The sequence below is a fragment of the Micromonospora sp. NPDC005215 genome (assembly GCF_040607915.1).
Taxonomy (GTDB): Bacteria; Actinomycetota; Actinomycetes; order Mycobacteriales; family Micromonosporaceae; genus Micromonospora.
Map to the genome: position 1 here is coordinate 115,146 of NZ_JBEXHQ010000017.1, position 12,773 is coordinate 127,918.

The following is a 12,773-nucleotide window of genomic DNA, read 5'->3' on the forward strand; positions in this document are numbered from 1 at the left end:
TCAGACCGCGGCGTGGGTGACAAACGCTTGTGCGGCTCCGGGTCGGCCGTGTGCTGTCGGCCCGGAGCCGCGCGGTGGACCGTCAGCCGACCTGGACCAGCCGCCAGTTGTTCCTGGTGCTGCCGTTGTCGGTGTACTGGACGGCCTGGGTTCCCCAGGTGCTGGAGCCGTTGAGGATGGCGAGGACCTTGCCGCTGTTGACGTTCCGGAACCGGACCGCGCTGCCGTCGGTGATCCGGACCCAGTTGTGGTCGGCGGTGCCGCTGTCGCCCCACACCACGGCCAGACCACAGTCGGCGGTGGACATGTTCTGCACGCCGAGAACCACGCCGGTGTCGACGTTTACCAGCTTGTAGGTGTCCCCGGTGCTGGTGCCGCCGCTCACGCTGGTCACGAAGGTCATGACGCTGCGAGCGGGAAGCGTGACGCTGAGGGAGCCGTTCGACATGGTGAGCGCGCCCTGGGGCGCCACGTTCCTGCTCCCGTCGGTCAGCCAGTTCGAGACACTGCCGGACGCTGTGGTGTTCGACAGGGTGAACTGCTGGCTCACCGCCGAGGTGTTCTTGTTGACGGCGACGATCACGACGGTGTCGCCGCCCCGGTACGCCGAGACGTAGACGTTCGACGCCGGGTTCGCCGTCGCGTCGATCCGCACGTACCCGGGGCGGACGAACCTGGCGAAGTGCGCCATCATGGCCCCGCGCTTGCTGATCTGGCCGTCCTCGCGCATGGGGCCGTAGCTGCGCCGGAGATACCACCAGACGTACGCCTGGAACTCGGCGTCGACCATGGCGCGGTGCCGAACGCCGTGTCCCGCTGGGCGGCTGTCAGGTCGCCGATCCAGGCCGCGTGGGCCATCGCGCCGAAGCCTCGGATCGTCTGCCGCGGCGCCGACGGATTGATGTTCGCCGCCGCCGCGGAGGCTTCCGTGGCACCCACGACCGCCGCGACCGTCGCGACGGGTACGGCCCCCATGGTCGTCAGGACGGTTCTGCGGCTCACCAATCTGCGCTCTCCGCTCACCGGCTCGTGCTGGTCCTGCGTCATGTTGCGTCTTCCTGGCTGGTGGTGGTACGCGCCGTCGCGGTTCCCTCGGCCCGGTCGGCACCGGTCTGCTGCGTCGCCGCCGGTTGACGGGAGCCCGGTGGCGATGACCATTTGATGTCAATCGAATGACATAACTGTTAACGCTAACAATCAAGGGAGTCTAAGTTCTGCCCTCGTCGAAGGTCAAGAACCAGCAGGTCAGTGAGCGGATGAACGCTCTACGTGGCCGGTTCGGTAGGTGGCCATCGCACGGTGTACGCCTGACTATTGTCACGAGCGCCCGTGCGCCCCACATCGAACGCCGTGACTATGTGCACTGGGGGCCGCCCCGTCCCGTCGGCGAGACTCGATTCAACGCCGGAACACCAGCCGGCCGAGTCGAAGGGGAGGCGGAACAGTGGACGAACGCTACGACAGCTACTGCGCCGCGGATCCGCTGTTCTACGATTCGCTCGGCAGCGCCACGGCGCAGCCGGTCTTCCCGGCCGCCGAACGGCCGCTGCCGACCGGCTGGCGCCGCGAGCCGCTCGACGACTGGCTGATCTACGCGCCGGACGGCGGTTCGCTGCCGCAGCAGGGCTGGAAGATCCACGTGTCGGCGGGTCTGCCGAACGCCGAGCGGGTGCTGGACGCCGTCTGGGACTACTGCGTCCCCCGCGGCCTGTCCTTCAAGTTCCTCAGTGGGCCGCGCACGCTGCTGCTGCGCAACTCCAAGTACGCCGCCCGGGCCGCCAGTGGCAAGTTCATCACTGTCTACCCCCGCGACGAGGCGGAACTGGAGCTGGCCTGCAAGGAGCTCGACGAACTGCTCACCGGCGAGGCCGGGCCGTACATCCTCAGTGACCTCCGCTACGGCAACGGCCCGGTCTACGTGCGCTACGGCGGCTTCGCCGCCCGCTACTGCCACTCGCCCGACGGTCAGGTGGTGGCGGCGATCGAGGATGAATCGGGCACGCTGGTGCCGGACCGCCGTGACCCGGTCTTCCACGTACCGTCCTGGATCACCCTGCCCGACTTCCTCAGCCCGCACCTGGCCGCCCGCAGCGGAACCAGCACCAACGAGGTGCCGTACCGGATCGAGCGGGTGATCCACTTCTCCAACGGCGGTGGGCTGTACGTGGGCCGGGACCTGCGTACCGACACCGAGGTTGTGTTGAAGGAGGCCCGGCCGCACGCCGGCCTGGACGCCGACGGCACCGACGCCGTCGCCCGGCTGGCCCGTGAGGCGGACGCCCTGCGGCAACTCGCCGACCTGCCGCAGGTGCCACGGGTGCACGACGAGTTCGTCCTGGGCGAGCACCACTTCCTCGCGCTCGAGTTCATCGAGGGCCGACCGCTGAACAAGGTGCTTGTCGACAGGTACCCGCTGATCGACGCCGACGCGACCGACGACGACCGGGCGGCGTACGCCCGCTGGGCCCGGCAGACCTACGAGCAGGTCGAGTCCCTCATCGCGGCGATCCACGAGCGCGGCCTGGTCTACGGGGACCTGCACCTGTTCAACATCATGATCCGGCCGGACGACCAGGTCGCCCTCGTCGACTTCGAGGTGGCCGCCCCGATCGCCGGGCACCGCCGACCCGGGCTGCGCAACCAGGGCTTCGCCGCCCCGCGCGACCGGACCGGACCGGCGGTCGACAGGTACGCCCTGGCGTGCCTGCGGTTGGCGCTGTTCCTGCCGCTGACCCAGTTGGTCCGGCTCGCACCGGCGAAGGTGACGCACCTGGCCGACATCATCGCCGCGAACTTCCCGGTGCCGAGGTCCTTCCTCGACCCCGCGGTCGAGGAGATCACCGGTGGCCGCCAGGTCGGCGCGGATTCGAGCGGTGCCCTGCGCGCCGATGACTGGCCCACCACGCGGGACCGATTGGTCACGGCGATCCGGGCCAGCGCCACCCCCGAGCGCGACGACCGGCTCTTCCCCGGTGACATCGAGCAGTTCCGCAGCGGCGGCCTCAACCTCGCCCACGGGGCGGCGGGAGTGCTGTACGCGCTCGACAGGAGCGGCGCCGGGCGGTGGCCCGAGCACGAGGACTGGCTGGTGCGGCGGGCGACAACGCCGCCGTCCGGCACCCGCTGCGGCTTCTACGACGGGCTGCACGGCGTCGCCTACGCCCTCGAACACCTCGGACGTCGGCAGGACGCGCTGGACGTCGTCGACATCTGCCTGCGCCAACCCCTGGACGGGCTGGACCACAGCCTGGCGAGCGGGTTGTCCGGGATCGCCCTGAACCTGGCCGAGTTGGCCGCGCGTACCGGGGAGGTGTCGCTGCACGACGCCGCGTGGCGGGTCGCCGAGCAGGTGATCGGGCAGTTGGCCGACGACCCCGGGCCGGACGTCAGCGGCGGACGTAACCCCTACGCCGGGCTGCTGCGCGGCCGAACCGGCCCGGCGCTGATGCTGGTACGACTCTACGAGCTCAGCGGTGACAACGAACTGCTGGCGCACGCCGCCACCGCGCTGCGCCAGGATCTGCGCCGATGTGTGCTGCGCCCGGACGGTGCCCTGGAGGTCAACGAGGGCTGGCGGACCATGCCGTACCTGGCGCATGGCAGCGTCGGTATCGGGCTGGTCCTCGACCAGTACCTGCGGCACCGCGCCGACGAACGGTTCGCCGAGGCGAGCGCGGGGATCCGCCGCGCGGCGCGGTCACCGTTCTACGCACAGTCCGGGCTCTTCGCCGGACGGGCCGGCATCATCGCCTACCTCGCCGCCTCGACCGACGACGCCGACCGCCGGGAACTCGGCGCGCAGCTGGACCGACTGAGCTGGCACGCGCTGCCGTACCGGGAGGGAACCGCGTTCCCCGGTGAGCAGCTGCTGCGGCTCTCCATGGACTTCGGCACCGGCACCGCCGGCGTGCTCTTCGCGCTGGCCTGCGCGCGGCACGACCGGCCGCCGGTGCTGCCCTTCCTCGCGCCGCTGCCGGGCGCGGACAGACTCCCCCGCGACAGCGGGGGCGACAGGATCGACGAACGGATGGAAGGGAGGTGAACGACATGGCGCTTCTGGACCTCCAGGGCCTGGAGATGGCTCCGGCCGACCGCACGGGTGGTGGTAGCCGGGCGAGCCTGCTGCTCTGCGGCGACAGCTCGCTCTCCGTCACGACCTGCAACTGATCCATCGCAGAACGCGGTCGCCCTGGGCGGGTAGACGTGCCCACCCAGGGCGACCGCGTAGCAATGGGAGGACCGATGCCAACGTTCGACGCGGGGGACCGGCTGCTGCGGCGAACGGCCCGGGACGGCGGCGGCTGGACCGGTGGACTCGCGGCGGTCGCGCTGCTCGGCGCGACCGCCGAACTGTTGCTGCCCGCGGCCCTCGGCCGCGCCGTCGACGCCGCCCTCGCCGGCGGCTCCGGCCGGTGGGCGGTGTTCGCCGCCGGCCTGGTCGTCGTCCTCATCGGCGTCGACACCCTCACCGACCTGGCCAGCGGGTTCGGCGCGGCACGCGCCACCGCCGGGCTGCGCCGGCACCTGCTGCGGCACGTGTTCGCGTTGGATGTCCGCGCCACCCGCCGCTATCCGGTGGGTGATCTCGTCGGCCGGTTGGTCGGCCAGGCCGCCGACGCGGGACAGGCCGGCAACGCCGTGGTGCTGGCCGTCGTGGCGGTGTTGCCACCGCTCGGCAGCGTCGTCGCGCTCACCATCATGGAACCGGTCCTCGGAATCACCCTGCTCGCCGGCCTCACCCTGCTCGCCGTCCTCATGCGCGCCTTCGTGGCCGATGCCTCGACCGCGACCGCCGGGTACCAACGGGTGCTCGGCACCATCGCCGGTCGACTGCTGGAGTCGCTGACCGGCGCCCGGACCATCGCCGCCGCCGCCACCGTCCACCGCGAGGAGGACCGGGTGCTGGCGGCCCTGCCGGAGCTGGGCCGGCACGGCCGGCGTAGTTGGGAACTGCTGGCTCGGGCGAGTGCGCGCACCTCCGCCGTGGCACCACTGCTGCACCTGAGCGTCGTCGCGGTCGGCGGGTACGCCCTGACCGCAGGCTGGCTCACGCCGGGCCAACTGGTCGCCGCGGTCCGCTACGCGGCCATGGGCGCCGGGCTCGGTGGAGTGCTCGCCACCCTGAATCACCTGGTCCGCAGCCGCGCGGGGGCACACCGGGTCGCCGAGCTGCTGCAACAGCCGGTCGCACCGGTAGGCGACCGGTCTCTCCCGCCCGGCGGTGGCGCCCTGCGACTGCGCGGGGTGCGCGTGTACGCCGACGACGGCCGACCCATCCTGGACGGCATCGACCTGGACATACCGGCCGGCGCGACGGTGGCTGTCGTTGGAGCGTCCGGCGCCGGCAAGTCGACACTGGCCGCCGTGGCGGGACGGCTGCACGACCCCGACGACGGTGAGGTGCGACTCGACGATGTGCCGCTGCGCGACCTCGACGGGCCTGCGCTGCGCCGAGCCGTCGGCTATGCCTTCGACCGGCCGGTGCTCATCGGCGAGACGGTCCACGACGCGATCGGGATGGCGCTGCCTGTCGACTCGACGCCGCCGACCGATCGGAGTCCGGCCAAGCCGGCGGTCCTTCAGGCGGCCCACCTGGCGGCGGTCGCCGACGTGATCGAACGGCTGCCCGACGGTTACCGCACCCCGATGGTGGACACACCGCTCTCCGGAGGCGAGACCCAACGCCTCGGCCTGGCCCGGGCGTTCGCCGCCGAGCGGCTGCTCATCCTGGACGACGCGACGTCCAGCCTGGACACCGCTACCGAACACCGGATCACCGAGGCGCTGATCGGGTGGGCCGGCTCGCGTACCCGACTGGTGGTCACCCACCGGCCGGCGGTGGCGGCGGCGGCCGATCTCGTCGCCTGGTTGGACGGCGGTCGACTGCGCGGACTGGCGCCGCACCGGCGGCTCTGGGCCGACCCGGACTACCGGGCTGTCTTCCAGCCGGCCGGCGGTGGCTCGTGAGCCGACCCAGCGTATGGCGGGTGACCTGGCGGGCACTGCGGGCCCGCCGGCGCGATCTCGCCCGGCTCTGCGGCTGGTCGCTTGTCGAGTCGCTGCCCGCGCTGCTCGCCGGCCTCCTGGTCGCCCGCGCCGTCGACGAGGGTTTCCTGGCCGGACGTCTCCTCCACGGCCTGGCGTGGTTGGCGGCGCTCGCCGTGGCCGTGCTGGTCGGCGCGGCGGCGACCGGTCGGACGTACCGGAGCCTCGGAGCCGTGGTCGAGCCGTTCCGCGACGAGGTGGCCGCCCAGGTGGTCCAGGGTGCGTTGCGCGAGGCCACCCGGGCGGGTGGCCGCCCGGACAGCGCCGCCGTGACCCGGCTGACCCACCAGATGGAAATCGTCCGCGACACCTTCGCCGGTCTGCTGATGGTGACCCGCGGGTTCCTCTTCTCCGCCGGCGCGGCCCTGCTCGGCCTGCTCGCCCTGGCACCGGTGGTGGCGGCGCTGGCCGCCGCGCCGCTGGTCGCCGGCCTGGCCGTGTTCCTCGCCGCGTTGCCGGCGATGGCCGCGCACCAGCGCGCGTACGTCCGGGCTGGTGAGCAGCTCGGCCAGTCGGCCGCGGCGGCGCTGGCCGGTCACCGCGACGTGCTGGCCTGTGGCGCCCAGGCACGCGTGACGGCCGACGTGGAACGCCGAGTGTCGGCGCAGGCCGCCGCCGAACGTACCCTCGCCCGGATGGCCGCGATCCGCAGCCTCAGCCTCGGCATCGGCGGCTGGTTGCCGCTGGTGGTGCTGCTCGCGGCTGCTCCGTGGCTGGTGGAGCGCGGGTTGACGGCGGGGGCGGTGCTGGGCGCGCTGATCTACGTCTCCACCGGGCTGCAACCCGCCCTGCACACCCTGGTGCAGGGCCTCGGTGGCGGCGGGCTGCGGTACGCGGTCACCCTGGAGAACATCCTGCGCGCCGGCCCGGGGTCCGACGACCCCCGCCGGTCCGGCCCCGCCACCCGGACACCCCGCTCCCGCCCGTCGTCCGGGCTGCTCGGCCGCTCGCCGGCCGTCGAGGTCCGGGGGCTGACCTTCGGCTACGGCCCGCGCGCCCGGCCGGTCCTGCGGAACTTCTCGCTGACGTTGGCCGACGGGGAGCACCTCGCCGTGGTGGGCCCGAGCGGCGCGGGGAAGTCCACACTGGCCGCCCTGATCGCTGGGCTGGTGCCGCCGCAGACCGGCACGGTCCACCTGGCCGGTGCGCCGGTCGCCGACGCCGAACCGGACGTCCTGGCCGGCATGCGGGTGCTGGTGCCTCAGGAGGCGTACGTCTTCACCGGCAGTCTCGCCGACAACCTCCGCTACCTGCGGCCGGACGTCGACGACCACACGCTGGAGGTCACCCTCGACGCGCTCGGTGCGCGCCCGCTGGCGACCCGCCTCGGTGGGCTGGGCGCGTCGGTCGCGCCGGCCCTGCTCTCCGCCGGGGAGCGGCAGCTCATCGCGGCGGCCCGAGCCTGGCTGGCACCGGCCCCGCTGATGATCCTCGACGAGGCGACCTGTCACCTGGACCCGGCACTGGAGGCGACCGTCGAGAGTGCCTTCGCCCGGCGGCCCGGCAGCCTCGTGGTGATCGCGCACCGGATCAGTTCCGCGCTGCGGGCCGATCGGGTGCTGGTTCTCGACGGCGACGAGCCCGTGCTCGGGACGCACTGGCAGTTGATGGCCCGCTCGGCCACCTACCGGGCGCTGGTCGGCTGCTGGGACGATCCGATGCTGTCGCCCCGGACGGCACCGGCGCGGCGGGGCTGAACCCCCAGGCCCGCGCCGACGGTGCCGGTCAGATCCAGCCCGCCTCGCCGGCCATCCGCACGGCCTCCACCCGGGTGCGCGCGCCCACCTTGCGGGCGATCCGACCGAGATGGTTGCGGACGGTGCCCCGGGTGAGCCCGAGCGACGCCGCCACCTCCGCGACCGGCGCCCCCGCCGCCGTCAGCCTCAACACCTCGGTCTCGCGGCTGGTCAGCGGACCGTCCGAGCGCAGCGCCGCGACGACGAGATCGGCGTCGACCACCGGCTCCCGGCGGGCGAGCCGGCGAATCCCGTCGATGACCCGGTGGGGGGCGGCGTCGCTGGGCAGGATGCCGACCGTCCGGGTCGGGCAGAACATGCCGCGCAGCCGCCGGGCCCGCTGTGGGTGGGCCAGCACCAGGACGGGGCACTGGCCGAGGCGGTTCGACTCGACTCCCTCGACGAAATCGAGGTCGGCCACCACCACGTCGGGTCGTTGGGCGCGGACGGCCGCGGAGACCGCGTCGCCGCGATCGACCTCCGCCACGACGCGGATGTCGTCCTCGGCGGCGAGGACGAACGACAGCGCGCCCAGCACCAGGGCACCGTCCAAGGCGAGCAGGGTACGGATCACAATGAGCCTTCCCACACTCCGATGGTGATCACTCAACGTCAATATTCAAACACGCATCCCTCTGGTCCGCACGGCGACGGGGCGGGCCCGGACACCTTCGCCGGACCCGCCCGCACGGCTACAACCAGCCGTTACTCCGCGCGCGCCACACCGCTTCCAGCCGGTTGCGCGCCCCGGTCTTGCGCAGGATCACCGACAGGTGGTTGCGCACCGTCCCGTGTGCCAGGTAGAGGCGGGCCGCGATCTCCTTCAGGGGCAGCCCTTCGGCGGCCATCCGCAGCACGTCCATCTCCCGAGGTGTCAACGGGATCTCCGGGGGGCTCAGCACCGCCACCGCCGCGGCCGGGTCGATCGCCCGTTCCCCGGCCGCCAGCGCACGGATCGCCCGCACCAGCTCCGCCAGGGAGCTGTCCTTCCCGACCAGGCCGCGCGCGCCGGCCGCCAGCGCCGCCTCCACCAGGGAGGGGCTCCACCGAGGGCTCATCGCCAGCACGGCGGCGTGCGGCGCGTCGGCGCTGATCCGGGCGACCACCTCCACCGGGTCGGGCAACTCCGGCGTCAGCGCCAGCACCACCACCTGGGGTCGGCACCGCCGGACCACCGTCAACAGCTCGCCGACACCCTCGACGTCGGCGACCACCTTCATGTCCTCCTCACCCGACAGCGCGGCGCAGAGCGCACCGCGCAGCAAACCCATGTCCTCGGCAACGACAACGTGGATCACCACGTTTCTCCGATCTCAGGTACGCGTCACACCGGCCACCGATCCCGGAACATCCACGGGTTGGTCAGGGCGGTCGTGCGCGACGGACGGATAGGCATGGCCCGGGGCACCGTCACGGCGGACGGGCACGGGCTCTGGTCGACCAGACCGGCGGGTGGAACGGCCGTGCGGGCCAGCCACCCGGGTCGGTCGACCCGCCTCAGCCCGGGCGGGCGATCGGAGCCGGAGCGCGGCTCTGGACGAGAGGTGGCACGAGATCGCAGGGTTGCCCAGCGCCGAGGTGCGACTGCCGGTCGGCTGGCCAGACCAGTCCCGGCGCGGGCGGCGACCCGTCGTCGGCGCCAGCGGCGTCCTGGTCGGCGGGCGTGACGGGTCGACCCGGAAGGTCGGCCGCCGCGGTCACCGGATCCGGGCGCGCGGCGAGGTGCCCCGTCGAGGCCCCGGGGCTGGGGGGCGCGGGTCCGACGACGGACATCCGCGGTGGCACGGCCGGGGGTGGCACCGCTTCTGCGGGTACCGCCGCGACCGCCGATTCAGCCGACCCCGCCGCTGGAGCTGGTGGCGTCGGCATGGTCGGGGTGGGCGGTGGGTCGGCCATCGGCGCGCGGGCCCGCCTGAGCGCTGGGGGAGCGAGCGGTGGAGGTGCCGCCGGAACGATCGTCACGTCGAGAGCAGGCGCCAGTACGGCGTCGGTGACGTGGCAGAGCGTCCTGACGACAGGCCGGATCGGCACCGCGCTCACGATGCTCACGATGTGTGGCAGTGGGGCGGTCACGATGTTCACGACGTGCGGCAGTGGGGCGGTGATCAGGCCCGGCGCAGGCGTGCCGGCGGGTCTGTGCATCGCGGGCGCGACGGAGGGCGGTTGTCGTACCGGATCAGCGGGCTGCGGCGACGTCTGAACGCGGCGAGCTGGACGATGAGCCGCGTGAGCTGAGGAGGTTGGCTGGAGTCTTTCGCGCTGCGCCGCGCCGGTCGCGTCGACCCGGGACAGCGGCACGGACACCGGCGACGCGTCCGCCGACCGTCGAGACATCGGCGCGGGTGTCGCGTCGCGGGCGGCGACGACGCCACCGACGGCTCCAGTCAGCGGGGCGTCGGGGCTACTTTCGTGGCGGTCGTCGGCACCTGCGGCCCGCTGACGGTCAGGGTGGGGGTGGGCCGCCTCCGTGAGCCGCGTGACCGGCTCGACCAGACCGCCGATCTCCAGCTGAGGTTCGAAACCGGAGCCGCTGCGCAACCCGTCGGCGGCGGCCGGCCCCTGGAACAGGGCGGCCAGCAGGAAACCGGCCCCGACGGCGACCACGAACAGCACCACCCGCCGGGTGAGCCTGCGTAGTCGGTCAGCCACGAGCGGCGCGGATCGGCCCGGCGCGGGCATCGGCGCGGTTCCGTTGACGGGACTTCGCACGCGGGCATGACCCCCTTCCCTGTGGATTGCTGACCCATAGTAGCTATGCACTCACGCATGCGCATCCGGTGATGTGTGGATCGTCGGCTAGATGACTCCTCGCCGCGTGCCTGGCCTCGGGGCGAGTCGAGCGCGTCGGCTCTCCAGCGCCTCGCTCTGCCACGGGAGAGAACACCCCCCGTGGGAGGGAGGCGTCAGCATGCTGGCCCGACGATGGTGCTGGTATGCCTGCCTTCAGAAGTCCACGCTGGGCGTACGGCGCCCTCGCATGGTTGATCTTCTTTGTGGTGTCCCATGTGCTCCTGGTGTTCTTTCCCGGCGACGATCCGACCGGTGACGGACCCTGGAGCATGCGGGCCTACGTGATCTTCAACGTGGTGCTCATCTCCATCTCGGCTGTCGGGGCGGCCGTCGTCCTCGCCACCGTCCGGCCCTGGGCTCGACATCTTCCCCGGTGGTTGCTTTTGCCGCCGCTCCTGTCTGGCAGCGTCCTGCTCGTCATCCGGGGCGTTCCGGGGATGGCCGAGAACCTGCTGATGGTCACCGGTATCCGCCGCGGCGGCTTCGTCGGAGCCGACGACATCCCCACGGGCGAGTTCTGGACCGGCCTCGGAATCAACACCTACTTCTTCCTGGGGGCCGTGTTGCTGGTGGGGGCAACCGTCTCCTACGGCCGCCGGACGTCCTGAACCCGCGTGCGTTCGCCGTCGGTTCGTCCCGCCGGTAGGCTGCATCGGCGGCGTCAGCCACCTCCTCGCACACGGCGAGCACCGTCACCGAGCGACGCACCATCGAGCCATTCCCGTAACCCGGACGAGAGGCGGACCACGACGTGACGGCGGTACCAGACCAGCTGCCCCCGGCTGCGGATCCGGCGGGTGCCGGGTGGGCAGGGGCGGAGGAGGATCTGCGGGCGTTGTTCGGGCAGTCCACCGCCGTCTTCGCCTCGCTGGCGGGACCGGAGCATCTGGTGGAGACGGCGAACCCGGCGTTTTTCGCCACCATCGGCGAGGAACGGGCTCGCACCGGGGTCGCGCTGGTGGACCTGATGCCCGAGCTGGCCGGTCAAGGCTTCATCGCGCTGCTGGATCAGGTCTACCGCACGGGTGAGCACTACACCGGCAGCGACGTCCGGCTCATGCTGGGCACCGGCCCGCAGGCGCGGGAGGCATTCTTCGACTTCACCTACGAGCCGCGCCGCGACGTCGCCGGTCAGGTCTCCGGCATCCGGGTGCTCGGCGTGGAGACCACCCAGGTCAAGCAGGCCCAACGGCTGATGGCCGAACACCGTGCACTGGTGGAGCAGATCGCACGTCAGGCGCCCCTGACCGAGGTGCTCGACGGGATGGCCCGCTGTATCGAGAACCTCGCACCGCAGGAAGTGCTCGTCTCGGTCCTCCTCGCCGATCCCGACGGTCGGCACCTGCGTCACGGTGCCGCACCCAGCCTCCCCGACTTCTACAACGAGGCCATCGACGGGATCGCCACCGGCGAAGGCGTCGGTTCCTGTGGCACCGCCGCCCACCGTCGGCAACCGGTGATCGTCACCGACATCAGCACCGACCCCTTCTGGGACGACTTCCGGCACCTGGCCGAGCAGGCTGACCTGTCGGCCTGCTGGTCCACGCCGATCCTGGCCCGCGACGGCGGCCTCCTGGGCACCTTCGCCATGTATCACCGCACCCCGCGCGCCCCGCAGGACTCCGACCTCGCCCTCGCCCGGGTCTTCGCCGGCACCGCCGCCCTGGCCATCGAGTGTCACCACAGCGAGCAGGCGCGCCGAGCCGCCGAAGCACGTGCCAGGTCCGCCCATGACGAGCTGGCCAAGGTGGTACGCGTCGAACGGGAACTGCGCGCCGAGGCCGAGCAGCGTGCGACCGTCGCCGCGGAACTCGCCGCCCGGATGCGCGCCGCGGCGGCTGCGCAGGCTGCCATGCCGCACCCGGAGCGGTGCGAGCTCGGTGGCGCCCTGGGATGCACCGCCGCGGCCGAGATCAAGATCGCCGATTCGTGGGGCGACGCGGCGTGGGGCTGCTCCGCCCACGTCGAGGAGGCCATCCTCAACGTACGGTCGGTCTTCATCGCCAGCGAAGAGCTCGGTGGCCTGGCCGCTTACCTCAAGCGCTAGACGAGTAAGCCCTGACTGTGCTGGCCGGGAACACCCTGGCTCGGGCTGTGGACGCAGCCGGCGGCCGGCGGTGACCGTCGGCGGGCGGTGGTGGCGATCCGGGTGCTGCGGGTGGACGGCTGGTCGGAGGAGGACCTGCGCCGGGTGCTCGCCGG

10 protein-coding genes are annotated in these 12,773 nt (G+C 72.5%); 6 read left to right on the top strand and 4 right to left on the bottom strand.

Going from position 1 to position 12,773, the window contains the following annotated elements:
• Positions 1-82: 82 nt before the first annotated feature.
• Complete coding sequence (locus tag ABZU25_RS15605) at positions 83-790, bottom strand: RICIN domain-containing protein (RefSeq protein WP_355030011.1); 708 nt, start codon at positions 788-790, stop codon at positions 83-85.
• 654 nt (positions 791-1,444) lie between these two features.
• Between ABZU25_RS15605 and lanKC the strand changes: the two genes are divergently transcribed.
• From lanKC to ABZU25_RS15625, 4 genes are all read left to right on the top strand, one after another.
• Positions 1,445-4,042: a class III lanthionine synthetase LanKC gene (gene lanKC, locus ABZU25_RS15610; protein WP_355030012.1), complete on the top strand. Its 2,598-nt coding sequence runs from the start codon at positions 1,445-1,447 to the stop codon at positions 4,040-4,042.
• A gap of 5 nt (positions 4,043-4,047) precedes the next feature.
• On the top strand, positions 4,048-4,167 hold the full coding sequence (locus ABZU25_RS15615) for a SapB/AmfS family lanthipeptide (RefSeq protein ID WP_013734295.1): 120 nt from the start codon (positions 4,048-4,050) through the stop codon (positions 4,165-4,167).
• A 75-nt stretch (positions 4,168-4,242) separates the two neighbouring features.
• Complete coding sequence (locus tag ABZU25_RS15620) at positions 4,243-5,967, top strand: ABC transporter ATP-binding protein (protein WP_355030013.1); 1,725 nt, start codon at positions 4,243-4,245, stop codon at positions 5,965-5,967.
• A gap of 20 nt (positions 5,968-5,987) precedes the next feature.
• Entirely contained in the window at positions 5,988-7,742 is a 1,755-nt protein-coding gene (locus ABZU25_RS15625; protein WP_355030014.1) for an ABC transporter ATP-binding protein, read from the top strand.
• A 28-nt stretch (positions 7,743-7,770) separates the two neighbouring features.
• On the opposite strand, the gene ABZU25_RS15630 is transcribed toward ABZU25_RS15625, so the two are convergent.
• The 3 genes from ABZU25_RS15630 to ABZU25_RS15640 all read right to left on the bottom strand — a co-directional run bounded on the left by ABZU25_RS15630 (position 7,771) and on the right by ABZU25_RS15640 (position 10,430).
• On the bottom strand, positions 7,771-8,370 hold the full coding sequence (locus ABZU25_RS15630; RefSeq protein WP_355030015.1) for a response regulator transcription factor: 600 nt from the start codon (positions 8,368-8,370) through the stop codon (positions 7,771-7,773).
• Positions 8,371-8,473: 103 nt separating this feature from the next.
• Complete coding sequence (locus tag ABZU25_RS15635) at positions 8,474-9,079, bottom strand: response regulator transcription factor (RefSeq protein ID WP_355030016.1); 606 nt, start codon at positions 9,077-9,079, stop codon at positions 8,474-8,476.
• A 199-nt stretch (positions 9,080-9,278) separates the two neighbouring features.
• A complete protein-coding gene (locus tag ABZU25_RS15640) occupies positions 9,279-10,430 on the bottom strand; it encodes a hypothetical protein (RefSeq protein WP_355030017.1) in 1,152 nt (383 codons plus the stop codon).
• A 284-nt stretch (positions 10,431-10,714) separates the two neighbouring features.
• On the opposite strand from ABZU25_RS15640, the gene ABZU25_RS15645 reads away from it, so the two are divergent.
• Both ABZU25_RS15645 and ABZU25_RS15650 read left to right on the top strand, forming a co-directional pair.
• Positions 10,715-11,179: a hypothetical protein gene (locus tag ABZU25_RS15645; protein WP_355030018.1), complete on the top strand. Its 465-nt coding sequence runs from the start codon at positions 10,715-10,717 to the stop codon at positions 11,177-11,179.
• A 143-nt stretch (positions 11,180-11,322) separates the two neighbouring features.
• A complete protein-coding gene (locus ABZU25_RS15650; RefSeq protein ID WP_355030019.1) occupies positions 11,323-12,618 on the top strand; it encodes a GAF domain-containing protein in 1,296 nt (431 codons plus the stop codon).
• The last annotated feature ends 155 nt before the right edge of the window (positions 12,619-12,773 follow it).

Coding starts and splice junctions, on each gene's coding strand:
- ABZU25_RS15615 (WP_013734295.1), top strand. CDS start 4,048: ATGGCGCTTCTGGACCTCCAGGGCCTGGAGATGGCTCCGGCCGACCGC.
- ABZU25_RS15620 (WP_355030013.1), top strand. CDS start 4,243: ATGCCAACGTTCGACGCGGGGGACCGGCTGCTGCGGCGAACGGCCCGG.
- ABZU25_RS15645 (WP_355030018.1), top strand. CDS start 10,715: ATGCCTGCCTTCAGAAGTCCACGCTGGGCGTACGGCGCCCTCGCATGG.
- ABZU25_RS15605 (WP_355030011.1), bottom strand. CDS start 790: ATGGTCGACGCCGAGTTCCAGGCGTACGTCTGGTGGTATCTCCGGCGC.